The following is a 24,347-nucleotide window of genomic DNA, read 5'->3' on the forward strand; positions in this document are numbered from 1 at the left end:
GTTTTCATTATCTTTTATCTATTCGAGTCGTTAAACTATCACCAATCCACTGAATTAAAAATACAACGAGTAATACACAAATTGTCGCAACGATTGTTACATCGTTATTTCCTCGCTGGAACCCTTCTAAATAAGCAAGTGTTCCAAGACCACCAGCACCAACAACACCTGCCATTGCTGTATAGCCTACTAAAGCAATAGTCGTAACCGTAATACCAGATACTAACGCTGGTAACGATTCTGGAATTAACACCTTCAAAATAATTGTGCTTGTTTTTGCTCCCATCGCTTTTGAAGCTTCAATTACACCTTTATCAATTTCACGAAGTGCGATTTCAACCATTCTCGCGTAAAATGGTGCCGCTCCAATAATTAAAGCTGGCAGCGCTGCACTCGCTCCGAGAATTGTTCCAAGAAGAATCTTTGTGAATGGGATTAATAAAATAATTAAAATGATGAACGGTATAGAACGGAAAATGTTTACGAACGCTCCAATCACCGTATTAATCGCTTTATTTTCCCATAAATTATCTTTCGCTGTCATAAAGAGTAATAATCCTAAAATAAGTCCTAAAACAAATGTGGCAAGCGCTGCGATTGCCGTCATATATAACGTTTCACCAGTTGCTTCTAACATTTGATTCCAATCAATATTTGCGATTAACTTATCCATGTGCAATCACCTCCAGCTCTACTTGATCTTGATGAATCCCTTCTATTGCTTGCTGGATCGCTGTTTCTTCACCATTTAAATGAACGACTAAACTTCCGTAAGATCCGTTATTCGTTTGCGCGATATTTCCTTGCAAAATGCTAACTTCTATATCACCGCGCTGCATTAACCTTTGAAGTACTGGTCTTTCTACCGCTTCACCGACAAACTGCAAGCGAACTACTTTTCCATCTGGGTATTTTTCAATTAAACTTTCAATCGTTTCATTTGTATCTTCAGAATCCGTTAACTGCTGTACAAATCGTTTTGTAATGTCTTGCTGCGGATTACGGAATACGTCAAGTACTGGACCCGTTTCTACGATTTTCCCTTTCTCCATTACAGCAACTCGATTACAAATTTTGCGAATAACGTGCATCTCATGCGTAATCAATACAATTGTTAAGCCGAGACGCTTATTAATATCTAACAATAAATCTAAAATTTGATCTGTCGTTTCCGGATCAAGAGCTGACGTTGCTTCATCACATAAAAGTACTTGTGGATTATTTGCTAACGCTCTTGCAATCCCGACGCGCTGCTTTTGTCCACCACTTAGCTGCGATGGATATGCGTCTCCTTTTCCTTCTAATCCAACGAGATGAATTAACTCATCAACACGTTTTCTTCTCTTCGCCTTATCCACACCCGAAATTTCAAGTGGGAATTCGATATTTTCGCGTACAGTTCGTGACCAAAGTAAGTTGAAGTGCTGAAAAATCATTCCGATTTCTTGTCTTGCCTTACGAAGTTCACTTCCTGTAATTGCTGAAATCACACGATTTGCGATTGTAATTTGACCAGACGTTGGTTTCTCTAACTGATTAAACAATCTAATTAAAGAACTTTTCCCAGCGCCACTATATCCGATAACACCAAATATTTCGCCTTTCTCTATTTGTAAGTTGGCGTTATCTACAGCAGTGACATCACCGCTTTTTGCCTTATATATTTTCTTTACATTTTCTAATAAAATCATGATGCTCACCCCTTTTTTGTTTAAAAAGCGCAAGCGGCTCGTTTAAAATGTGAAGTGGATGGAGCTTCTGACGTAGAGGCGCTTTTTGCCTCATAGGAAGAAGCGAAGCCATCGAACGTTCTAGCCGCTGGAGCTGGATTTCATAAAACTTTGGATAGACTCCGCATTTTTTATTTTTCATGCGTGTAGTCCATCGTTATAGCTCCTCTTATTATTTGAATGTCCTCCGCATTCAAACGACAAAAAACCTTTCTGCTTCTAGAGAAGCAGAAAGGTTTTTATGCGTATATAACAACATTATCCCTCTCTCTCATCTCTCAAAGCATTTGCTTTGCAGGAATTGGCACCATTTCAACATAAGTTGACGGTTGCCGGGCTTCACAGGGCACAGTCCCTCCACCTCTCTTAATAAGAGAAATCAGATTAAATTTTCGTCTGATTTAAAATTTATGAAATTGTCTATATTTTATGAATTGAATTGTATCAATATCCACACGCTCTGTCAACAGAAATTTTCGTAAAAAAAGAAACTTCAGAATTTTAAGCTCCGACTGACATCGGTTTACATATATGAAACATCGATTCAACTAATAACATCGTTCGATACGTTCCAGAATATTGTACCCGTCCATCACTCATTAACTTTTGCAACCTCATATTTCCAGTCACTAATTTTTGTACATCCTCTTCCTCTAAACAAACGATTTGTTCCGTTCCTCTCGCCTCTTTCAAAAGTTCTATATAATCTCTTGAAATTTGTAACGAACAGCATTCATCTCCAAAACGAAAATTAACAGTTCTTTCTCCTTGCCTTAAAAGCGGTTCTAAATGATATTGACCATTAGCGTAATTTACAAATGATTGAAGCAAAGAATATAATTTCATCCTAAACCACATCCCTCATATCACTTTCTATTACATACCATTCCCTCTTCTTAAAGGGCAATCCTGTTACTTTCGCTCGACAAATACTGTATCTATCACGCATGTCGACATATTTCCCAAGAAATATGTCGAGGCGGCAAAAACTTTGCCGCCTACTTTAATTCCGTATATAAATATTCAACCGAATGAAATGCATATATCTTCTTCATCAGTGTCCCATTTTCAAAAATAAGTAAACACGGTACACTTTCTATCCCATACTCTTTCGCTAAATACGGGGCATAATTTAAATCTAACATTCCAATTTTCAAATCTTCAATCGTCATCTCAACGACCGTTAACATCTTCTTTGCCAATTGGCATGTTCCACACATTGGTGTATACACATATAACACTGTTTTTTCTTCATTTCCTATTAGGGCTGTAGCTTCGGCACCTGTCCAATCAATCACTTCTATCATTCCTTACCGTAAATATTCTGTATAAACGTCAATGTCTGCTCCCCATAATACATTTGCTAAATGTGAAGAAGGTGCAGTCGCCACCTCGCGATACGAGCGATCAATATAAATATGCTCTGCTTGCGGAAATTCTTTTCGGAATTGTTTCCTTAACTTTTCTCCTGCATCATCAGCATCCACTAGCACATATACGTCCTTATCAAAAAATTGATCAATGAGCTCATCCATTTTCGACAAACCAATTGTACCATTTGTACAAACAATTTCCACTGGTTCACGAATAATAGATTCAATCTTTCTTCTATCCGATTTACCTTCTACAATAATGACTTTTTCCACATAAATCATATGTCATCACCCGATCACCATATACTATACAACCTTTAACTTAGTATATAGTATATTCGTTATTTTCATGTTGTTTCCTGTTTATTTTTGCAAAAGAAAAGCGGAAGCGGCTTGCTCAGATTGTGAGGGGGATGGAGCTTCTGACGTAAAGGCGCTTTTTGCCTTGTAGGAAGAAGCGAAGCCACCGAACAATCTAGCCGCTGGAGCTGGATCACAAAGAAAAGCGGAAGCGGCTCGCTCAGAACAAGAGGGCTTTGGAACTCCTGAACTAGAGGCGCCTTTTGCCTCAAGTGAAGGAGTGAAATGACCGACTGTTCTAGCCGCTGGAGCTGGATCATAATGAAAAGCGCAAGCGGCTCGCTCAGCATGAAGCCTCCATGAAAAAAGTTTTTCAAAAACGTTCTCCTATATAATAATTAATATATATGTTTTTAAATTCATTATGTACACAACATAAAAAAGGACAGCACAAAGGCTGTCCTTTAGTCGACTATAATTAGTCTTGGTTTGTCATTTCTGCATATTTTTCTGCAGTTAATAACTTCTCAACTTGGCTTGCATCAGAAAGTTCAACTTTAACCATCCATGCACCCTCGTATGGAGATTCGTTAACTAGTTCTGGTTGGTCACTTAATTCTTCGTTTACTGCTACAACTTTACCACTTACAGGTGCGTATAATTCAGAAACTGTTTTAACAGATTCTACGCTTCCGAATGGCTCGTCAGCTTGGATTGTTGCACCTACTTCAGGAAGTTCAACGAATACGATATCGCCTAACTCACCTTGCGCAAAATGAGTAATACCGATAACAACCGCATTACCTTCTGTTTTTACCCATTCGTGTTCTTCAGAGTAACGTAAATTATTTGGAATGCTCATGACTGTACCTCCAGTGAATGTATTAATTATGTAAAAATACCTTATTGGTACTTTTTCCACACACTTTCAAACTGCTCTTCGTTAAAACCAAGTGTTACACTCGTTCCATCTGTTACAATTGGACGTTTAATCAACATGCCATCAGATGCTAAAAGCTCATACATTTCGTCTTCGCTTGCATCCTTTAACTTATCTTTTAAACCAAGTTCGCGGTAACGCATTCCACTTGTATTAAAGAATTTTTTTAATGGTAATTCACTTTTCTCATGTAAATTACGTAAATCTTCTTTTGACGGTGGATTTTCAACAATATGAATCATCTCATATGCTACATCGTTTGCCTCAAACCATTTCTTTGCTTTTTGACATGTGCCACATTTTGGATATGAATAAAATGTTACTGTCATAAATTCACCTACTTTTTTACTAACCTTTACCTTTATCATATAGAAAACATTTTATTATTTCAAACGATTATTCGCTAAACTTTTACTTATTTCGTGATAATTTTTAATAATCCTGCTAATTTTTCTTATTTTTCCGCCATTTATTAAGAAAAAATAAATATATAATTTTTTAAAAATTTTTTCTCATCCCACGCCGAACATATATCTTAAACAAACGTTTGATTAATTTCATATTTTTCTACCCCAACCTTCGGAATACGTAGATTCTTTTATACCGAACATATACCTTAAACAAACGTTTGATTAATTTCATGTTTTTCTACCCCAGCCTTTGGAATACATGAATTCTTCCATACCGAACATACCTCTTAAACAAACGTTTGATTAATTTCATGTTTTTCTATATCACCTTTGGAATACATGATTTTCTATACCGAACATATATCTTAAACAAACGTTTATCCCGCTATTTGCGGGCAGTAAGAGCCCGATTGGTGCGGGCTAATAATCAGTGGGGGATGGACAAACCCCCCACTGATTAAAGTTTCACTTTATTTAAAAAATAAGAAGCCCTTTTACAGGATCCTTCATCATCGACTTAAATAGTCCGAAATGGTTTGAAATACTACTATATACATATTATGAATACTTTCTTCTGTATTTCCACCATTCGATAAACCTACTCCCCATTGTTGCCCTTCGCCACTTCCAATATTTGCAAAACCTTGCACGTACATAGCATTTACATCTTTTCGTGCACTGTTATACTCTATCCCTTTTGTAATAAAAGTTGAATATGATTTATCTTGTAAACCAATAAAAAATACTGGTTTCTTTAGCGATGAAAATACATCTTTATACTGCTCTGTTGAGGCTTCTTGAAAGTGATCTTTCATTATTAGAAAACCATCCACTTCCTTAGCTTTCTTTTCCAATTCCTCTAACTTCACTTTTTCAAACTTTATATTTCTAAACGTATCTTTCGGCTTTTCACCAACAACTCCAATGACGAGTGCTCTCCCGTTATATTCTAATTTCTCTCCTTCTTTATCTTTTGCACACCCAGTACTCACTAGGCATAACAATATAAAAACTAAGAAATAAAATGAACGCTTCATATAGCACCCTCCCCCTCTTTTAAGTCAAGTGACAAAAATGTAAGGTGAATTCAAGAAAATGTAAGTAAAATCGATAGCCCAATTGGATTTTCTATATTATAATCAATTGAATTTATTTACATTACTAAAACATAGGAGATTATCATGAAGAAATTTAAACTTTCATCTCTTCTTCCGTTAAGTTATATACTTCTACTCGTACTCGTAAGTCCCCTTTACGATGTATTAAATAAATCTACTGTTCACGCAGTAGATGTCACAACTGTAGTAGATGATTGGATTCCATTTGTGAAAGCATTTATTATTCCTTACTTACTTTGGTTTCCATACTTATACGGTGCACTTATTTATTACTGTTTTGCTGATCGAAAGCAATATTATGTCACTTTAAGTAGTGTAATTCTTGGAAAACTTGCTTGTTTTTCGATTTATTTTTTTTGGCAGACAACTGTACCACGCCCAACCGTCGTTGGAACAGATGTATTTTCCGAACTAGTCCGCTATATTTATAGTATTGATCATCCAGTAAACTGCTTCCCAAGCATTCATGTCCTTACGACATTTGTAATTATGTTAGCTGCCTTTAAGCGCAAGGAACAGCATACTTTGGAATATTACATCCTTACTTTCTTCGGTACGCTTATTATTTTATCAACATTATTTACGAAGCAGCATGCATTTGTAGACGCCATTTCTGGAATGACGCTTGCAAGCGTACTTTACTTCGGCGTTCAGCTATTATTAGCAAAAGAAACAGTACGTGTTCCAGTAAAACAAAATCATAAAATGTAAAAAAGCAGACTGTGGCTTCAGTCTGCTTTTCTCTATATTAAGGAGATTTTCAAATTAAGATTGCGGTACAGTCATATCACCAGAATGAATACGACCTGCTTTTTTAAGAGCAATGTACAGTATATAAGAAACAGCTACTGGAATGATGATATAAGTGATTACCATCGCTGGGACAACTTCCCACCCTTGACTGGAAATTAAATTAATTGGTGCGATAAGAGAGCTTAATCCAAGACCTGCAATTTCTTTTCCTGCTTCCAGTTGGAAAATTAGTGCCGATACTGGGCCAACTATTGCACTGGCGACGACAGTTGGGACGAGAATCATTGGATTTTTAGTAATGTTCGGTAACTGCACTTTTGGAGTACAAAGTGCCTGGGCTAATATGCCACCTAAGTTATTTTCTTTCGCTGAAATAACAGAGAATCCGATAAATTGAGCAACACATCCTGCAAGTGCTGCACCGCCTGCAACACCGTCTAAGCTAAGCGCTATCGCTAACGCAGCTGATGAAGCTGGAGAGATAAGTAACAATCCCCAAACTACAGCAATCACGATAGAAGCGATAAACGGGCTACCAGCTGAACTATCTTTAATGAATGCTCCAACTGTATTTAAAACTGGGCTAATATTTTGAGCTAACCAAATACCGACTAAACCAGAACCTAATATTGCTGCAAATGGAACGAGCATCATATCTAAAGCAGTTTTTCCACTTAATCGTTTACCAATATAAACTGCTAAAGTCGCTGTTAATAATGCACCGATTGGTTCACCTGTTTTAATGATGAGACCAGCTTCAGTAATTGAAATGGAACCTGCTCCAATTGCTCCAGCTACCATTGCTGAGAAAATTACGAGTCCGTTTGCACCGAGCATAAAGGCAATCCCGGCTCCAATTGCTGGTGCCATAAGTGATTTTGCAACAACTCCGATTGTAATAAGTAATGGGATATCAACAATTCTTCCTATATTTTCGATCAGTAAACCAATTCCAAGGGATACGAAAATACCCTGTGCGATTCCGGCTGAAGCTTTAAACACACGAGACATTATATATTCCTTCATTTGTTTCACCTTCTCCTATAATTTAGTAACCAACTGTTTTCATATAATCGCGTAAAACATCGTTTGATTTTGCAAAGCGACTTTCTTCATCTTCTGATAAGTTTAGTTCTACCACTTCTCTTATACCATCTCTAGTAATAATTGCTGGTACTCCTGTACAAATATCGTATTCGCCATATTCACCATCTAAAATGGCTGAAACAGCGATAACACGGTGATCATCATTGAAAATTGAGCGAGCAATATAAGCTAAAGAATTTCCGATTCCGTAATAAGTAGTTCCTTTGCGCTTATAAATTTCCCATCCAGCTTTTGCAGTCTTCTCAACAATTTCATCTAAATCTATTTCACCTAAGCGTTCTTTTTGTTCCTCTAAAATTTGCAGAATTGATTTTCCACCAACAGTTACGTGAGACCAAGCAACCATTTGAGAATCACCATGTTCTCCTAATGAATACCCATGAATACTACGAGGATCTACATGTAACATTTCAGATAAAATTGTTCTTAAGCGAGAAGAATCTAGTGATGTACCAGTACCTATCACACGATTTCTAGGTAATCCAGATAATTTCCACACTTGATATGTAATAATATCAACTGGGTTCGATGCGAGTAAGAAAATACCATCAAATCCACTTTCCATTACGCCGCCAACAATACTTTCCATAATCTTTGCACTTGCTCCTAAAGTGTCTAAACGGCTTTGTCCAGGTTTTGGAGCTGGTCCTGCTGTAATAATTACAATGTCCATATCTTTGCAGTCTTCATAACTTCCTGCATATACTTTTGTTCTTGTATTTGTAAAGTTAATGCAGTGCGATAAATCCATCGCTTCTCCAACTGCACGTTCATGATTTATATCAATTAACAATAGCTCTTCGCAAATCCCTTGGTTTACAATGGAATACGCACAGCTTGATCCAACTAATCCAGTACCGATAATTGCAATTTTTCTTGTGTTTCTATTCATAGCAATCTCTCCTAATTGATCATGTAGTCTATTTCTTTCGTTCTTTACACCCCTAATTATAGAGGTTCTCACGATAGAAACCATGGATACTTTGTGAAATATTGAGCAAACTTTTGTCCTTTTTGTGAATTGTTATATTACATTTTCGTCATATTTGTTACAACCGGAAAAATATTTTTTATGTATTTATTGACATATACCAAACAAAAAAACGAGCGAATCCATTCGCTCGTTTCATTCATCACACTATTCCGCACTTAATTGACTTTTCAATTGCTGTACAATCATTGGATTAGCAGGTGCTGCCGGTTTGTAATAACTTTTTTGCTTTGCGTATTCATACATATTACGTTGACGGGATTCATCTTGATTACGAATTTGAATTAACGTTTGATGTAACTGTTCATTATCAGACTGAGAAATATAATTTGCATAACTTGTTAAACTTGAATTTAACCCTGCTAAATAATCATTTACCATATCTTTTTCATTCATTTCTCTCTTCCTCCTATCCTAGAAAAGTCATTAACTGCTGTTTCGTATTTCGTGCATCTTGTGCATCCTTCTCAAGCATTTGCTTTAGCTGTGGGTCCGTACAAGCCTGTGCATACTGTTCCAATTTGTTAATAATCGTCGCATGTCCACCAATTAAATGACGTAAGTTTTCAACTTCAAGCTCTGTTAAGTTTTGCATCTAACATACCCGCCTTTCTTTGTTCATTCATCATTAGTATTTGGTTCTTTTTGGATTGTATTCATTAACTTTTCCCACATATAAACAAAATAAAAGATGAATAGCTAGGCCATTCATCTTTTCTGCTAAATATTCATTCAATTTTATAAAGAAACAATCATACTTATACTCACAAGTAGGTTCCATACAATATGTAAAATGATACTAGGTACAATAGATTGTGTTTTCTTATATAACATAGCAAATACAATCCCCATAATCATTGCCGTAATCGGAAAACCACCATGAAGAATCCCAAAGATGAAGGAAGAAATAATGGTACCAACTAGAAAACTATATTTCTTTTCAAAAAATCGATACAAAATACCTCTATATAAAATTTCTTCTTTAATTGGTGTAATTATAGCAACACTTAACACATATATAATACTTTGTAGACTATTTTGAAGTCCTAAGCTCCCTAATTGATCTCGTTGCTGCTCTGCACTTTCAAAGCTAAACAACTCTAACATTACATACTGAGTTAATGCAATGATGATAAAACCTATTAATAAATACAAGTAGGTTTTCCCATTTTTTAAAACAGATACATCCCAAATGTTCTTAATAAAACGAAGCACTGGTTTATAAGCAAATAAAACAATAGTAACAACAGCTGCATCAAATAGAAGTAAATAATATCCCTCTAAATTAGCACGTAATACCTCTTCTCCAAAAATTCCAAGGGCTAAAGCAAGGAATAATCCCCCTAAGAGTGAGAACCCTAGAATGCTTGCAATCGTTACAACTAGATTTTTATATGTTATGTTATCTACTTCTCTTTCTGCATTATACGCGTCTAATACTGCTTTTTTCATACTATTCCTCCATTTGTTTTCATTACCTTAACAAAAACACTTAATACAAATATATAGATATCGTAACAAAATTTTCAAAAAGAATAATATGCAATTTTACATATCATGAAAACTTTGTATTATATAGTTTTTGAAACTAGATTACTATAGAATAATTATTAGATGGAATTCCAAAAATTTCTTATCTATCCACCATAACCCTCGCATCATATAAAATTTATTAATTAAAGGAGAAATGAACATGAAAACACATGACTTCCTTACAGAAATCCAGAAGGGCTCTGAACCTAATCCCTATCAAGACCCTATCGCATTTATTTTCGTTTGCTTTTCCTTAGCCATATACACATTTTTCAAACCTGCAAGATAATATCATTTAATGAGAAAAAGCCTACGGTTCTTTTGGAATCATATGCACTAAAAAACCTTAGAATCGCTTCTAAGGTTTCTGGCTATTCATACTCAAAACGCCATACTTATACGTAACGAAAGAATTAATAATATAACTACCAATCCGCCGGTTACTCTTGCTATAAATTTCTTTTGTTCGCCCGCACTGGAAACGGTAAATCTGAAGTATAATATGCCACCCACCGCAATAAGAATACATTCCAATATGATACTAATAGCCGGAAATCGCCACAACCCAAAACCTAGCATAGGTAAGTCTCCGAAATTCCCTGGAAGTAGCGGCAAATCAGCGCGGTGCACAAGTAAATCAAGAATCCAATGACTAGAAACTACAGCCCCAACAACAAAGCCACTCCGTTTGCCCCAAAATCTCATACCTACTATTCCTGCAACAAAGGCAATAAACAATGCCCCTATTAAAGAATGTGAATAATCTGCGTGAATGATTGCTTCACCATAACCATTACTATTAATAGGCTCAATTGTCTCTACTCCTAAAACATAAAGCGGTAAAAAAATGACATCCAATAATTGTGTGCTTAACATGAGAGCCCAAAGTGGTAGTTTAGGTGACTTTGTTTTCACTACTGCCGCTAAGCCAAAATATCCTGCAAACATTTCACTTCACATCCTTTTGTAATCTTGTCTCCAGCAAACGGCAGCCTACTATACAAAAAGCATGATCAGTAACAAATTCACGTTTTTTTGCTTCCTATTCAATCTCTCATTACATGTAATCCTTTAATAAACGTTTCCAATAATACATGTAAACTTGTATCTAAATCTAGCGGCAAACCAAATCCACCTTGCTGTTCAATCGACGCAAATCCATGACAAATACTTCTGAATCCACGTGTCGCATGAAGTGCATTCTCTCCTTCTAAGCCATACTGTTGTAAAACCTGAAGACAAAGCGTTACAATTCCGTCACCTGCTTTTCTTACTTCTTCATCTCTTAAAAAAGTTGCTTCATACAGTCCAGGATGTTTGCGTACGAATGCTACATACTCTTTTCCTAAAGCATGAATTGCTTCATCCATACATTTACCCTCGGCCGCTTCTTCCAGTCTTTTATACAGCTGTTTGATTCCGTACATACCAAGATTTTTCCGTACATCTTGTAAGCCTTTTACATGATTGTATAGCGAGGGTGAACGTACCCCTAATGTTTGCGCTAATGAAGCTAACGTTACTTCTTGTATTCCATTTGTATCTGCAATTTCGGCCGCTGTTTCTACAATTTTCTGTAATGTAAGTCCGATTCTCGGTGACATAAATTATCCCTCTTTCCTACCTTCTATATTCCGCTTAGCTTCCTTAATAGCAAGTTTTATGACAGTGCCTGGATTCTTTATCATTTTCCCATGTCCTGCCGCAAGCAAAGAAGGCTCATATTCGCTTAACTTCTCTGCACTTTGTAATGATATTTCTTTGCTCCACGTTGCCATCGCAGGGAACGGAAACCAAAATTTCATTTGACCCGAAACAGCCATACCTCCTCTTGTTTGGAATGCATCCCCGACAATAAGAGCTTTATTTCGTACATCAAGAAACGACATGGATCCTGGCGTATGTCCCGGTGTCATAATCGCAAGAAGCGATCCAACTCGGTCGCCATCTTCCAATAAAACATCAGGTACCGTTTTTACCTTTTTAGGTACACCGCCTTTTATCGGTATATTCGGTTCATCCTCTTGTAACGTCGTATCTCCTTCTAACAGCTTTGCGTCCCGCTTAGAAATATAGACTGGAACATTAGGAAGTACTTCCTTTAATGCGTCTAGTGCACCGATATGATCATCATGCGCATGTGTTAATACAATCTTAGTAATGGGTTTCCCTATGTTCTCAGCCGCCTGTAAAATACCTTTTGCGCTATATGGCAAAGCCGCATCAATTAAAGTTAAACTATCTTCTTCCTCCACAAAGTAACAATTCACAGGAAACATTCTTGGTAAAAATGACAATTGATATACCGTTTTTTCATGTATCACTCTCATATTTCCAGCTCCCTTTCCGAAAAAACTAATGCTATTAGTTTTATTATACTAATGGCATTAGTTTTATGTCACTAAAAATTTCATTTTTTCAAAAAAAAGAACAGTAGTCGTATAAACGACTACTGTTCTTTACAGGTATTAAACTGTATAACGCTCATCTTCTAAAATTTTTGCAGCGATTTCACGTTTCTTCGGAATTACGTTAAGTGGTGTGTGGCGAGTTAATTTGCGTAATGATGATAACATCATGCGCAGCATGTCGCCGTTTTCAACTGCGATAAGTGTTTCTTTCGCATCTGCTTCGATTTCGTTGAATGCTTCTTGGCAGAATACTTCAGTGTATAACACTTTTTGTTTATTCTTTTCAAGACCAGTTGTTTTAATTGCTTTTTCTGTACGAAGAAGAGCTGATTCCATTGCGTAAAGGTTGCTTACGATGTCAGCGATATTCACAAGAATTTCTTGCTCTTTATCTAATGCTTTACCGTATTTTTGAGCAGCTAATCCAGCTACCATTAAACCGATTTTCTTCGCGTTAGTTACTAAATATTTTTGAAGTGCTAATGGCTCATCGCCTACTTCTTCTGGCATCATCATCATTAACTCTTCTTGTAATTTTTGTGCTTTTTGAAGAAGTGGTAATTCACCTTTCATCGCTTTACGTAAGAACGTACCTGGTACGATTAGGCGGTTAATTTCGTTCGTTCCTTCGAAAATACGGTTAATACGAGAATCGCGGTACATTCTTTCAATCTCGTACTCTGCCATAAATCCGTAACCACCGTGAATTTGAACACCTTCATCTACTGTATAATCTAGTACTTCAGAACCGAATACTTTATTTAAAGAACACTCGATTGCATATTCAGCGATAGAAGCTGCTACTGCTTTACCGTCTTTTACTTCTTCTTCAGATAATGTGCTCATGCGGCTTTCGAATAAACCTACTGTACGATATACAGAGCTTTCAGCTGCATATGTTTTCGCTGCCATATTCGCAAGTTTCTCTTGAATTAATGGGAAGCGAGCGATTGGTTGTTTGAATTGTTGACGTTGATTTGCATATTGTGCTGAAATTTCTACTGCACGTTTCGCAGATCCAACTGTACCAACACCTAATTTATAACGGCCGATATTTAAAATGTTGAACGCGATAATATGGCCTTTACCGATTTCACCAAGTAAGTTTTCTTTCGGTACTAATGCATCTTCTAAAATTAACGTACGAGTTGAAGAACATTTAATACCCATTTTCTTTTCTTCTGGGCTTGTAGATACACCAGCATATTCTTTCTCTACGATAAATGCTGAGAAGTGCTCACCGTCTATTTTTGCGTATACGATAAATACGTCAGCAAATGCAGAGTTTGTAATCCATTGTTTTTCACCATTTAATACGTAATGCGTACCTTCTGCATTTAAACGTGCCGTTGTTTTTGCACCTAATGCGTCAGATCCTGAACCTGGCTCTGTTAATGCGTATGCCGCTAATTTTTCACCAGTTGCAAGTAATGGTAAATACTTTTTCTTTTGCTCTTCGTTACCGAATAATACGATTGGTAAAGATCCGATACCAACGTGAGCACCGTGAGTGATTGCAAAACCACCAGCGCGCGAGAATTTCTCTGCGATTAACGCTGAGCTTACTTTATCAAGACCAATTCCGCCGTACTCTTCTGGTACGTCAGCGCCTAGTAAACCAAGTTCACCCGCTTCTTTTAAAAGACGCACAGAACGATCAAATTCGTGTTGCTCTAAATATTCAAGCTCCGGAAGAACTTCATTTACGATAAAGTCCTCTGTCGTTTTTGCAATCATTTTATGCTCAGATGAAAAATCTTCTGGCGTAAACACTTGATCAATCGTAATTTCCTCTACTAAAAAGCTACCGCCTTTAACCGCATTTCCTACTGTTTTTTCCATGAAAATTTCCTCCTTTATATTTTCATAAGCCGCTTCTCTCATTTTTGGAAAGCTGACTCTCACTTTTATTTTTTATAAAGTGAAACTTTAATCAGTGGGGGTTTTGTTCCTTCCCACTGATTATTAGTTGAACCAATCGGGCGTTTACGGGCAGTTGATCTCCCGCCTACTTCTTTGCTCCAGCCGAATTTCGAAGTGGGAGTTTTACTGCCCGTTAATGCGGGATAAACCTTTGTTGCTTCCATTCTTTGCTTTAGCGCCCTCTCGTTTAGAACGAGCCGCTTATACTTTTTCAATCTAGTTCCGGTGGCTAAAACAGTCGGTCGTTTCACCCCTTCCTGTGAGGCAAAAAACGCCTCTTCGTCAGGGCTTCCAACGCCCTCCTGTTCTGAACGAGCCACCTGCACTTTTTTTATAATCCAGTTCCAGCGGCTAGAATGTTCGGTGGCTTCGCTTCTTCCTGCGAGGCAAAGAGCGCCTCTACGTCTGAAGCTCCATCCCCCTCACATTCTGAGCGAGCCGCTTCCACTTTTTTTATAGTAATTCAAACACTCCCGCTGCTCCCATTCCGCCGCCGATACACATTGTTACGATACCGAATTGTTGGTTGCGGCGTTTCATTTCGTGAATAAGAGATAGTGTTAGTTTTGCTCCTGTACAGCCAAGTGGATGTCCAAGTGCGATTGCACCGCCGTTTACGTTTACTTTTTCTTCATCTAAACCAAGTTCACGAATAACTTGGATAGATTGAGAAGCGAATGCTTCATTTAGTTCAAATAGACCGATATCAGATAGCTCTAAACCAGCTAGTTTTAATGCTTTCGGAATTGCAGCGATTGGGCCGATTCCCATTACTTCTGGTGGTACTCCAGCTACTGCGAATGAACGGAATTTTGCAAGTGGCTTCATGCCATCGCTCACTGCTTTTTCACGATCCATTAATAGTACAGATGCTGCACCGTCACTCATTTGTGAAGAGTTACCAGCCGTTACAGAACCGCGAACGTTAAATGCTGGACGTAATTTACCTAAAATGTCTAGCGTTGTCTCTGCTCTTACACCTTCGTCTTGTGCGAAAATGATTGTTTCTTCTTGCAGTTTGTTGTTTGATCCAACCGAGCGTAACGTCACATCTACAGATACTGTTTCATCAGCAAAGTTCCCTGCAGCTAATGCTTTCGCAGCACGTTGATGACTTCTTACTGCAAATGCATCTTGTTCTTCACGAGAAATTCCATATTTCACAGCAACTTGCTCTGCTGTATGTCCCATACCCATATAATATTCTGGAGCAGCTTCTACAAGGCGACTGTTCGGACGAACAACGTGCCCCATCATTGGAACTAAACTCATTGATTCCGCTCCGCCTGATAATACAGCTTCAGAGTGACCAAGCATAATGCGCTCTGCTCCGTAAGCGATACTTTGTAAACCTGAAGAACAGTAACGGTTAATTGTAATAGCTGGAACATCGTAAGAAAGTCCTGCTAATCCGCCGATATTACGAGCCATATTTAAACCTTGCTCTGCTTCTGGCATCGCACAACCGAAAATTAAATCATCGATTGGTCCTTCATAATTCGCACGCTTTAACGTTTCTTTTACTACTAACGCCCCTAGATCGTCAGGACGAACTGTTTTTAATGAACCCCTCTTTGCTTTTCCAATTGGTGTTCTTGCTCCCGCAACAATGACAGCTTCTCTCATGAACGATATCTCCCCTCGTTATTAGTTACGTAATGGTTTTCCTTTTACAAGCATGTGCTGCATTCTTGCTTGTGATTTCATCTCACTTACTAAGCTAATAAATGCTTCACGCTCTACATCTAATAAATACTGCTCATCAACTTCTGTTCCGTACGGTACTTTTCCGCCCGCAATGACATATGCCAGTTTCTTCGCAATGTGCAGATCATGTTCAGAAATGTAACCTGATAAATGCATTGCCTCTGCACCAAGTACAAGCGCTGCATATCCTGTCTCACCAACAACTGGTATCTTTTTGCGGATAGGTGCTTTATAACCTGCTTCATATAAAGAAAGTGCTTTTTGTTTCGCATCATATAGTAAGTGATCACCATTCACACTAATACCGTCTTTATCGCCTAAGAAGTTGTTCGATACAGCTTCTTGTGCTGATGTAGAAACTTTCGCCATCGCTACAGATTCGAATACTTTATTCGCAACTTTTTGTAAGTCGAATTCTACACCGTTTGCCATTTTGTTTAAGTGTTTAATGTATAACTCTTTGTTACCGCCTCCGCCAGGGATTAAGCCAACACCTACTTCTACTAAGCCCATATACGTTTCGCTAGAAGCTTGAATGCTCGCAGCTGGTAAGCAAACTTCTGTACCGCCGCCAAGCGTCATACCATATGGCGCCGCTACAACTGGCTTAGAAGAGTACTTAATTTTCGTCATTGCATCTTGGAAGTTTTTCACAACCCACTCAATTTCAAAGTAGTTGTCGTCTTGTGCTTCCATTAAGATCATTGCAAGGTTCGCACCAACGCAGAAGTTCTTCGATTGGTTTCCGATAACGAGACCTTTATAATTTTTCTCTACTTCATCAACAGCGTAGTTAATCATTTGCGTAATATCCATACCGATTGCATTGCTCTTCGAATGGAATTCTAAGCAAAGGATACCATCGCCTAAATCAATTAAGCTCGCTCCGCTATTTTTCTTTAACACACCGTTTTTCTCTTTTAACTGCTTAAGAGAAATTGCTTTTTTGTTACGTTCGATTAGCTTATATTCACCATTGTCGTAATAGTAGCTATCGCCGTTATCATGTTTATAGAAAGTAGTGAAACCTTTCTCTACCATTTCTTTCACCCAAGTAGGAACAACTGCGCCGTTTTCTTCCATCTTTTGAACAGACTTTTCAACGCCGATTGCATCCCAAATTTCGAATGGTCCTTGCTCCCATCCAAAGCCCCATTTCATCGCTTGGTCAATTGCAACAATATCGTCAGCAATTTCTTTATGAAGCTTTGCAGAGTATAAAAGAGTTGGTGTGATAATGTTCCATAACAACTCTCCTGCGCGATCTTTCGCGTATACAAGCGCTTTCAATTTATTCGCTAATCCTTTTTCTTGCTTACTTAACTCTACGGACGCAGCTTTTAATTTTTTACGCGCTCCATATTCCATCGTTTCAGGGTTTAATTCTAAAATTTCTTTTCCTTGTTTTAAGAAGAAGCCTTGACCTGTTTTGCTTCCAAGCCATTTTTTATCAAGCATGTCATGCATAAAAGCAGGTACTTTAAATACGTCGCGCTCTTCTTCTTGTACATTTTCATATACGTTATTTGCAACGTGTACGAATGTATCTAAACCAACAACATCTAATGTACGGAACGTTGCGCTCTTCGGACGACCAATTAATGGACCTGTTACAGAGTCAACTTCTCCAATGCTATAGCCACGCTTAATCATTTCTTGAAGCGTTACAAGCAATCCATACGTACCGATGCGGTTTCCAATAAAGTTTGGTGTGTCTTTTGCGATAACAACGCCTTTTCCAAGAACGTCTTCGCCAAATAGTTTCATGAAGCTTAATACTTGTGGATCAGTTTCTTTCGTCGGTATTACCTCTAGAAGTTTTAAATATCGTGGTGGGTTAAAAAAGTGTGTTCCTAAGAAGTGTTTCTGGAAGTCGTCTGAACGACCCTCTGCCATTTTTTCAACGGAAATGCCTGATGTATTTGAGCTCACAATTGAGCCTGGTTTACGAACAGCATCTACTTTTTCAAATAGTTTCTTCTTTATATCTAAGTTTTCAACTACTACTTCAATAATCCAATCTACATCAGCTAGACGCTCAAGATCATCTTCTAAGTTACCTGCTTCAATCAGTGCTAAATTTCCTTTCACTGTCAGAGGAGCTGGTTTTTGCTTTAATAGTTTTTGCACAGCCGTATTACTAAAACGATTTCTCACACTTTTATGTTCTAATGTAAGTCCCTTCGCCTCTTCTTCTTTCGTAAGCGCAGGTGGTACAATATCAAGCAATAATGTCGGAATACCAATATTAGCTAAGTGTGCCGCAATCCCTGAACCCATTACGCCTGAACCTAGAACAGCAGCCTTTTTAATTTGGAACATCCATTTCTCCCCCTATTCTTGAATGAATGCTCATTCAATTTTTCGACATAAGTCGCAATCAATGAGTGAGCCTCTACTAATAAATATATGATACAGTTTGAATTTTCGCAATATATTTATTGATAAAATTTTCTGAAATAAATATATTTCTTTCATTTGGCTATGCTATACATGTGTATTTTCTTCATTAAAATGCACTTTTCCTTTTTATAATCTGACGAAACTGGAGGAATATATATGGCAAAACTTAAGAAGAACCCTTCAAAAGCTGGAATTAGCGCAGCAAGTGTAACTGGAAATGCAGGTCCGCATAATCACGGTGTTGAAAAAGGGCGTCAAAGTAATAACCAACAATTTAAGAAGCATAATATGGGCGAAAAATAACGCTATATTTTTGGGCAGAGAACGTGGCATAATGATTAATGGCTGCTTTTTCTGCCCAATTTATTTGTACATATGGAAAACAAAAGAGGGAACGACGATGAAACGAACAATAATTATGATTGTAATGATCGCCACACTATTTACAGGGATGATTTTCTTTTCTTACGCTCACAGACAACAAGCTGTAAAAGTAGATCAGCCTAACATTACTGGGCAATACGGGATTACAATCGATGCAGACACAGGTGAAATCTTGTATGGAAAACGGGAAGATGAACGCTCTTATCCCGCTAGTATAGGGAAAATGATGACTACCTTACTCTTACTAGAGAATGTAAAAGAAGATGAAGAAATTACGGTTACAGAGAATGCGATTAAAACAGAAAGTCAAAGTGCAAAGATTAAGCTTAGCGCGGGTGAAAAGTTAAAACGTGACGAGGCATTAAAACTTATGCTTATTATTAGTGCAGACCCAATCGCTGAGTCAATCGCTGAACATATTGCGGGATCAAAAGAAAAGTTTGTGAAAATGATGAATGTTAGAGCGAAGGAACTCGGTACAAAGCATGCGACTTTCAAAAACGCAAGTGGTGCTGATGCACTTGGAAATAAAGTATCACCTTATGATATTGCTATTATTACGAAAGAAGCATTAAAGTACCCGGTTGTTTTAGAATATATGAATTCAACACGTACAACTCTACATACTTCCGAACGCTCTCCAAAAATCGCAAACTATGGACGAGAAGAACTATATGACGATCCATATGCGATTGGAAGTAAAAGCGGTTTATCAGCACTCGGAAAATACACAGTCGTAACAGTTGATGAAAAAGACGGTAAACGCGTCATTAACGTCGTGTTATCTTCTACTCGTACGCAGCTATATCCTGATACGAAGAAAATGGCGCACTACGCATTTCAGCAATTAAAATAACCAAGGAGTATTTTCTCCTTGGTTATTTTTTGATCATACCTTTTAATACGAACGCAACGTTTGCTGGACGTTCTGCTAGACGGCGCATGAAATAGCCATACCAGTCGTTTCCATAAGGCACGTAAACGCGCATTTTGTAACCTTCTTTTACTAGCTCAAGTTGACGCTCTGTACGAATACCAAATAACATTTGGAATTCAAATTGATCCCTTGGAATGTTGTGTTCTTCCGCAAATTTTTTCGTATATTCAATAATCGCTTCGTCATGTGAAGCAATTGCAGTGTAATTTCCATTTAATAAGTGCATTTTAATAATTTTTTTATAATTGTCATCTACATCTTTCTTTTCCGGGAACGCTACTTCTTCAGATTCTTTATAGGCCCCTTTTACAAGACGTAAATTAGGATTATAAGCGTTTAAATCTTCAATATCTTTTTCTGTACGATATAAGTAAGCTTGAATAACAGTACCAATATTATCGTATTCAGATTTCAATTGTTTAAAGATATCAATTGTTTTTCCGCAGCGCGTATAGTCTTCCATATCAATTGTAATAAACACACCATTTTCTTTTGCAGCTTCTAAAATACGGCGCATATTGTTCATTACGATTTCGTCAGAGATATCTAATCCCATAGAAGTCATCTTTAAAGAAAGCTGTGAATTAAGACCTTCTCTTCCAATTGCACGAATCGCTTCAATCGATTCGCTGGCCATTTCATTTGCTTCCGCTTCATTATCAACGAATTCACCTAAATAATCGATTGTTACACAAAGACCTTGCTTATTTAATGCTTTAATTGCAGCTGTCGCCAATTCAATCGTTTCCCCTGCGACGAAGCGACCTGCACCAAAGCGTAAACCGTACTTTTTAGCCAGTTTTGTTAGCGCTTTATTTTTAGATAAGAAAAGAAACGAATTTCGCATTAATTGTTCCATGTAATTCACCCCTATGACTATGATTTATCTGTTTTTTACCCCTCTTCGAAATTATATCATTGTTTAAAATTATTTGATACAAATAATTATTTAGATAATTTATAAAATACTATCAAAACATTTAAAACCCTATATCCTCGTTTATAAATATGAAGAAAATATTTTTCGACATTCAGAAAAAACGGGTTTACTAGGGAAAAAATGAGCATGCCGAAAATATTCGACATGCTCACAAAACCATTTATATTTCATGTAAATTATATAAGGATATTAATAACAAAAACTTGAGGTAACATTATCTCAAACCTTCTTACTTCTCATTTCGCTTCTCATCATTCAGCTTTTTAATATTCGTAATTAACTGTACCATCTCTTCTTTTGCATCTGGATACGTCTCATTCCAATGTTTCACTAAAGCTGGCATCGTCTTAGCCATATAAGAATAAAGTGCCCATTTCTGTACCTGCTCTTTTCGCTCTTCGTTGCTCTCTCCAAGTAATAATTCCGTGTATTTCTCTAGCAAACCGTCAAATTGCTCGTTAAACTTTTCACTCATCTTATTTCCTCCTATATGAAAAAAGCAGCGAAGATCGCTGCTTTTTCTTATAATTTTGATCGAACAGAGTTTAATTTCTTCTCCATCGTGCTTACTTTATCACGACGATCATCGATACGAATTGTTGTTGCAACACGCTGTGCACCTTTCGTATATGGAACTTCATGCATTTGTTGAATTACTTCTAAAATGACAGGAAGATCGCCTTCAATTACTGTATTCATCGGTGTTAATTGATACTTCACACGATCAGCATTTTTCTCTAGTACCTTTTGTACTTCTGCTACATATTCACTAACACTTGGATTACCTGTTCCTACTGGAATAATCGATACATCAACAATTGCCATAATAATCTTCCTCCTATAACTACTTTATATATATCCATTGTCTATTTTACCGAAATCCTCATCATTTTACTAATACATTACTCTTCTACTTTAAACTGCTCAATCAATCTTTCTAAGTCTCTCATATTCTCTGTCAAACTTCCCATCGTGTGAGCAACTTTCTCTAGATGATTAACCTGTGACTCAGTCGCTGCATTTACCTCTTCAGAAACAGCTGCACTTTCTTGACTCGTACCAGCGATTGTTTGCATAACATCTGTAATTTCTTCTTGCTCGTGACCTATATTCTGCACTTCTGCTACAATCTTCTCTACTGAAGCACTAATTGTACTTACGACTGACATGATTGTGCGGAATTCTGTCTCCGCCTCTGTCGTAACTTTATTTTGTATATCAGCAATATCTTTCAACTTACTTACAACTTCTACAACTCGCTTTACTTCTAATTGTACATCACCAATCATCGTTGCAATCTCTCCGGTTGCCTCTTTTGATTGTTCAGCTAAATTTCGAACCTCTTCAGCAACAACCGCAAATCCCTTACCTTGTTCACCTGCACGTGCTGCTTCAATCGAAGCATTTAAAGCAAGTAAATTTGTTTGATCCGAAATACCTTTTATAAGCTCTACAACATTTTGAATCGATCCAACTCTTTGCTCTAACTTACCAGACGCTTCCTCTGTATGAACAATGATAGAAGATGATTGTCCTCTCGTACGAACTAAATTCCGCATCGTATTGAGCCCCTGTTTAGATGCTTCCTCTGCTTTGCCGGTCACTCCCTTTATTTCACCAACGGAACTATTCATCTGTTCCATCGACTGTGCCATATTTTCAAGTTGTGCTGAAACTTCATCTACACTATTAGCAAGAGTAGACGCGCCTCCGCTCACATCATCCATTGCACCTGAAACTTCTCTACTAGCTGCTACAGTTTCATTCGTTAAATAATGCAGATTGTGAGTCGATTTCTGTACTGTCGATACACTATTTTTAATTTTACTTACCATTTCATTCATTTGCTCAACCATATGATTAAAGTGAATCGTAAGCGTACCAACCTCATCTTTACTTGTCACCTTCATTTGCAACGTTAAATCACCTTCCGCTACTTTTTGAACGTGATTTGTTAATAGTTGTAATGGTCTTGCTAATCTTCTTGAGAATAAATATGAAGCTAATATTCCAATTAATAAACTTATACATGCCATTATAATAACTGTATTTCTTGTTTCTACGAGTAAGTTATCAATTGACTCTTTCGGATATACAATCCCAATTTTCCATTTCATCTTATCAAACAATTGACTATAGGCTACTACATCTTTTCCACCTAATGTCGCCGCCGCAAATTTCGTTTCATCTTTATTTAAACTTTTAACAAGTGGTTCTTTCGAAACATCTTTTCCTACTTTCTCCGGGTACACAATGGCAATATTTTTATCATTTATAACAAACATTTCTCCGCCATTATTATATTGAATATTATGGAGTAGCTTTTGAATCGTTCCTAGCGATACATCCATTGCTACAACACCTAACACAGAACCATCTTGTCCGACAATGGCTTTTGAAACTCCAATACTTAACTTACCCGTCGCGATTTCATATTGTGGTTCTCCCCAAATAGTCGATTCTGTAGCTGCTTCTGACGCTTTATACCAAGGGCGACTCGTCGGATCATATCCTTCTGGAACTGTCCCACCATCTGCAAGATTTGCACTCAACGTTTTTTTATCTTTCGTCCCAATGTAGACATCTAAAATATCAGGATGATTCTTTTTAAACCTTGAAAATTCCTTTAAAATAAAACTCTCCTCTTCTGGAGTAACCCCATCTTGTAGCATGTTTTGAATATCATCATGAGATCCATAATGACCCATATCTTCTTCAATTCGCTGCATAAATGCAGTTAACTGCTCTGTCACAAGATCCATCGTATTTTCAGAATACTGGTCTAAGGAGTGCGTTTCTTTCTCTTTTTGCAATTGATACACAGCTGTACCTAATATTACAAACATCATAGAAATAAGTACCGAAAATACTACTGCAATTTTTAAACGTAAACTTCTCAACATATTCCCTCAAGCATCCCGATACGATAAACTTAACTAAATCTATACAATTCAATCAAATTTACACAAGTTAGTGCTTCATCGTGTTCTCGCAACCCCAAAGGGACGAGGGGTATAACACTCCACACGAGGCAGTATCGTTACCTCCTATTATCAAGCATTTATTTTACCCATCTTGATAAATTTATCGCAGCATTTACATCCCTATCGTGATGGCTATTGCATGAAGCACAACGCCACTCACGTATTTTTAAACTCCACTGTCCTTCTGGTTGAACTGAATGGTCGTATTTCACTCCGCAACATGAGCAAATCTTGCTTGAGGCGAACCATTTATCAGCTTTTACATACTCAATGCCATACTTCTCGCACTTGTATGATAAACATTGAAGGAAGAAGTTTAATTTTTGAAATGAAAATGCTTTCGATAGTTTTTTGTTTTTTAACAGGTTTGAGATAGGTAAGTCTTCCACAACAATCCTCATTG

At 37.3% G+C, this 24,347-nt stretch carries 29 protein-coding genes, 1 pseudogene and 1 riboswitch; of the genes and pseudogenes, 3 read left to right on the forward strand and 27 right to left on the reverse strand.

The annotated features are described in order from the left end of the window. Window positions 1-7: 7 nt before the first annotated feature. From DET63_RS27045 to DET63_RS27085, 9 genes are all read right to left on the reverse strand, one after another. Window positions 8-673 (reverse strand): methionine ABC transporter permease, encoded by a 666-nt coding sequence (locus DET63_RS27045; protein ID WP_002129754.1) that lies wholly within the window; start codon window positions 671-673, stop codon window positions 8-10. Then, complete coding sequence (locus DET63_RS27050; protein WP_113938386.1) at window positions 666-1,691, reverse strand: methionine ABC transporter ATP-binding protein; 1,026 nt, start codon at window positions 1,689-1,691, stop codon at window positions 666-668. The genes DET63_RS27045 and DET63_RS27050 overlap by 8 nt, the downstream gene beginning before the upstream one ends. Window positions 1,692-1,998: 307 nt before the next feature. Then, a riboswitch (SAM riboswitch) is annotated at window positions 1,999-2,106 on the reverse strand. A gap of 125 nt (window positions 2,107-2,231) precedes the next feature. After that, a complete protein-coding gene (locus DET63_RS27060) occupies window positions 2,232-2,576 on the reverse strand; it encodes a hypothetical protein (protein ID WP_002015939.1) in 345 nt (114 codons plus the stop codon). A 152-nt stretch (window positions 2,577-2,728) separates the two neighbouring features. Beyond that, window positions 2,729-3,037: a thioredoxin family protein gene (locus DET63_RS27065; protein ID WP_181777960.1), complete on the reverse strand. Its 309-nt coding sequence runs from the start codon at window positions 3,035-3,037 to the stop codon at window positions 2,729-2,731. Window positions 3,038-3,040: 3 nt separating this feature from the next. Next, window positions 3,041-3,385: a toprim domain-containing protein gene (locus DET63_RS27070; RefSeq protein ID WP_000640865.1), complete on the reverse strand. Its 345-nt coding sequence runs from the start codon at window positions 3,383-3,385 to the stop codon at window positions 3,041-3,043. A 65-nt stretch (window positions 3,386-3,450) separates the two neighbouring features. After that, the gene (locus DET63_RS30405) at window positions 3,451-3,780 is read right to left on the reverse strand and encodes a hypothetical protein (RefSeq protein ID WP_181777961.1); all 330 of its coding nucleotides are present in this window, start codon (window positions 3,778-3,780) and stop codon (window positions 3,451-3,453) included. A 101-nt stretch (window positions 3,781-3,881) separates the two neighbouring features. Continuing rightward, window positions 3,882-4,265 carry a glycine cleavage system protein GcvH gene (gene gcvH, locus DET63_RS27075; protein WP_000026895.1) on the reverse strand — a complete coding sequence of 128 codons (384 nt, stop codon included), beginning with the start codon at window positions 4,263-4,265 and terminating at the stop codon, window positions 3,882-3,884. A gap of 41 nt (window positions 4,266-4,306) precedes the next feature. Beyond that, complete coding sequence (locus DET63_RS27080; protein WP_002129756.1) at window positions 4,307-4,672, reverse strand: arsenate reductase family protein; 366 nt, start codon at window positions 4,670-4,672, stop codon at window positions 4,307-4,309. A 590-nt stretch (window positions 4,673-5,262) separates the two neighbouring features. Next, window positions 5,263-5,790 (reverse strand): hypothetical protein, encoded by a 528-nt coding sequence (locus tag DET63_RS27085; protein WP_113938389.1) that lies wholly within the window; start codon window positions 5,788-5,790, stop codon window positions 5,263-5,265. A 144-nt stretch (window positions 5,791-5,934) separates the two neighbouring features. Between DET63_RS27085 and DET63_RS27090 the strand changes: the two genes are divergently transcribed. Next, complete coding sequence (locus DET63_RS27090; RefSeq protein ID WP_113938390.1) at window positions 5,935-6,582, forward strand: phosphatase PAP2 family protein; 648 nt, start codon at window positions 5,935-5,937, stop codon at window positions 6,580-6,582. 54 nt (window positions 6,583-6,636) lie between these two features. Here the strand turns inward: DET63_RS27090 and DET63_RS27095 are convergent, their stop codons facing one another. The 12 genes from DET63_RS27095 to DET63_RS27145 form a co-directional block, all read right to left on the reverse strand. Next, a complete protein-coding gene (locus tag DET63_RS27095; protein WP_002089394.1) occupies window positions 6,637-7,650 on the reverse strand; it encodes a PTS sugar transporter subunit IIC in 1,014 nt (337 codons plus the stop codon). Between the two features lie 22 nt (window positions 7,651-7,672). Then, a complete protein-coding gene (locus DET63_RS27100) occupies window positions 7,673-8,623 on the reverse strand; it encodes an L-lactate dehydrogenase (protein ID WP_420196576.1) in 951 nt (316 codons plus the stop codon). Window positions 8,624-8,869: 246 nt separating this feature from the next. After that, complete coding sequence (locus tag DET63_RS27105) at window positions 8,870-9,118, reverse strand: spore coat protein (RefSeq protein ID WP_002034620.1); 249 nt, start codon at window positions 9,116-9,118, stop codon at window positions 8,870-8,872. Window positions 9,119-9,131: 13 nt separating this feature from the next. Next, window positions 9,132-9,317 carry a hypothetical protein gene (locus DET63_RS27110; protein WP_002089398.1) on the reverse strand — a complete coding sequence of 62 codons (186 nt, stop codon included), beginning with the start codon at window positions 9,315-9,317 and terminating at the stop codon, window positions 9,132-9,134. Between the two features lie 143 nt (window positions 9,318-9,460). Further along, entirely contained in the window at window positions 9,461-10,174 is a 714-nt protein-coding gene (locus DET63_RS27115) for a CPBP family intramembrane glutamic endopeptidase (protein WP_113938391.1), read from the reverse strand. A 462-nt stretch (window positions 10,175-10,636) separates the two neighbouring features. Then, window positions 10,637-11,203: a permease gene (locus DET63_RS27120; RefSeq protein ID WP_113938392.1), complete on the reverse strand. Its 567-nt coding sequence runs from the start codon at window positions 11,201-11,203 to the stop codon at window positions 10,637-10,639. 98 nt (window positions 11,204-11,301) lie between these two features. Next, on the reverse strand, window positions 11,302-11,859 hold the full coding sequence (locus DET63_RS27125; protein ID WP_113938393.1) for a TetR/AcrR family transcriptional regulator: 558 nt from the start codon (window positions 11,857-11,859) through the stop codon (window positions 11,302-11,304). Between the two features lie 3 nt (window positions 11,860-11,862). After that, the gene (locus DET63_RS27130; RefSeq protein ID WP_113938394.1) at window positions 11,863-12,585 is read right to left on the reverse strand and encodes an MBL fold metallo-hydrolase; all 723 of its coding nucleotides are present in this window, start codon (window positions 12,583-12,585) and stop codon (window positions 11,863-11,865) included. A 138-nt stretch (window positions 12,586-12,723) separates the two neighbouring features. Then, a complete protein-coding gene (locus DET63_RS27135) occupies window positions 12,724-14,508 on the reverse strand; it encodes an acyl-CoA dehydrogenase family protein (protein WP_088293166.1) in 1,785 nt (594 codons plus the stop codon). A 65-nt stretch (window positions 14,509-14,573) separates the two neighbouring features. Continuing rightward, the gene (locus tag DET63_RS30410) at window positions 14,574-14,753 is read right to left on the reverse strand and encodes a hypothetical protein (protein ID WP_033708507.1); all 180 of its coding nucleotides are present in this window, start codon (window positions 14,751-14,753) and stop codon (window positions 14,574-14,576) included. Between the two features lie 289 nt (window positions 14,754-15,042). Continuing rightward, on the reverse strand, window positions 15,043-16,215 hold the full coding sequence (locus DET63_RS27140) for an acetyl-CoA C-acetyltransferase (RefSeq protein WP_001206332.1): 1,173 nt from the start codon (window positions 16,213-16,215) through the stop codon (window positions 15,043-15,045). Between the two features lie 21 nt (window positions 16,216-16,236). Next, the gene (locus DET63_RS27145; protein WP_002015954.1) at window positions 16,237-18,618 is read right to left on the reverse strand and encodes a 3-hydroxyacyl-CoA dehydrogenase/enoyl-CoA hydratase family protein; all 2,382 of its coding nucleotides are present in this window, start codon (window positions 18,616-18,618) and stop codon (window positions 16,237-16,239) included. Window positions 18,619-18,855: 237 nt separating this feature from the next. Here DET63_RS27145 and DET63_RS27150 point away from each other — a divergent pair, with 237 nt between their 5' ends. Together DET63_RS27150 and DET63_RS27155 are read left to right on the forward strand one after the other, a co-directional pair. Next, window positions 18,856-19,002 carry a YuzL family protein gene (locus tag DET63_RS27150; protein WP_085312722.1) on the forward strand — a complete coding sequence of 49 codons (147 nt, stop codon included), beginning with the start codon at window positions 18,856-18,858 and terminating at the stop codon, window positions 19,000-19,002. 97 nt (window positions 19,003-19,099) lie between these two features. Beyond that, complete coding sequence (locus DET63_RS27155; protein ID WP_113938396.1) at window positions 19,100-19,939, forward strand: D-alanyl-D-alanine carboxypeptidase family protein; 840 nt, start codon at window positions 19,100-19,102, stop codon at window positions 19,937-19,939. Window positions 19,940-19,961: 22 nt separating this feature from the next. Here DET63_RS27155 and DET63_RS27160 read toward each other — a convergent pair whose 3' ends face one another. The 6 genes and pseudogenes from DET63_RS27160 to DET63_RS27180 all read right to left on the reverse strand — a co-directional run. Then, window positions 19,962-20,879 carry a proline dehydrogenase family protein gene (locus DET63_RS27160; RefSeq protein ID WP_113938397.1) on the reverse strand — a complete coding sequence of 306 codons (918 nt, stop codon included), beginning with the start codon at window positions 20,877-20,879 and terminating at the stop codon, window positions 19,962-19,964. A gap of 310 nt (window positions 20,880-21,189) precedes the next feature. Then, a complete protein-coding gene (locus DET63_RS27165; protein ID WP_001290599.1) occupies window positions 21,190-21,435 on the reverse strand; it encodes a YusU family protein in 246 nt (81 codons plus the stop codon). A 47-nt stretch (window positions 21,436-21,482) separates the two neighbouring features. After that, window positions 21,483-21,785 (reverse strand): MTH1187 family thiamine-binding protein, encoded by a 303-nt coding sequence (locus tag DET63_RS27170; RefSeq protein ID WP_001018862.1) that lies wholly within the window; start codon window positions 21,783-21,785, stop codon window positions 21,483-21,485. Window positions 21,786-21,862: 77 nt separating this feature from the next. Then, window positions 21,863-22,816: a methyl-accepting chemotaxis protein gene (locus DET63_RS31100; RefSeq protein ID WP_395923366.1), complete on the reverse strand. Its 954-nt coding sequence runs from the start codon at window positions 22,814-22,816 to the stop codon at window positions 21,863-21,865. Next, window positions 22,811-23,863: pseudogene (locus DET63_RS31105) on the reverse strand (cache domain-containing protein); the annotation flags it as partial. The gene DET63_RS31100 and the pseudogene DET63_RS31105, both read right to left, overlap by 6 nt. A gap of 158 nt (window positions 23,864-24,021) precedes the next feature. Beyond that, on the reverse strand, window positions 24,022-24,347 hold a 326-nt coding region (locus DET63_RS27180; protein ID WP_142675692.1), incomplete at its 5' end, for an RNA-guided endonuclease InsQ/TnpB family protein.

This window comes from Bacillus sp. DB-2 (assembly GCF_003315125.1).
Lineage (GTDB): Bacteria > Bacillota > Bacilli > Bacillales > Bacillaceae_G > Bacillus_A > Bacillus_A mycoides.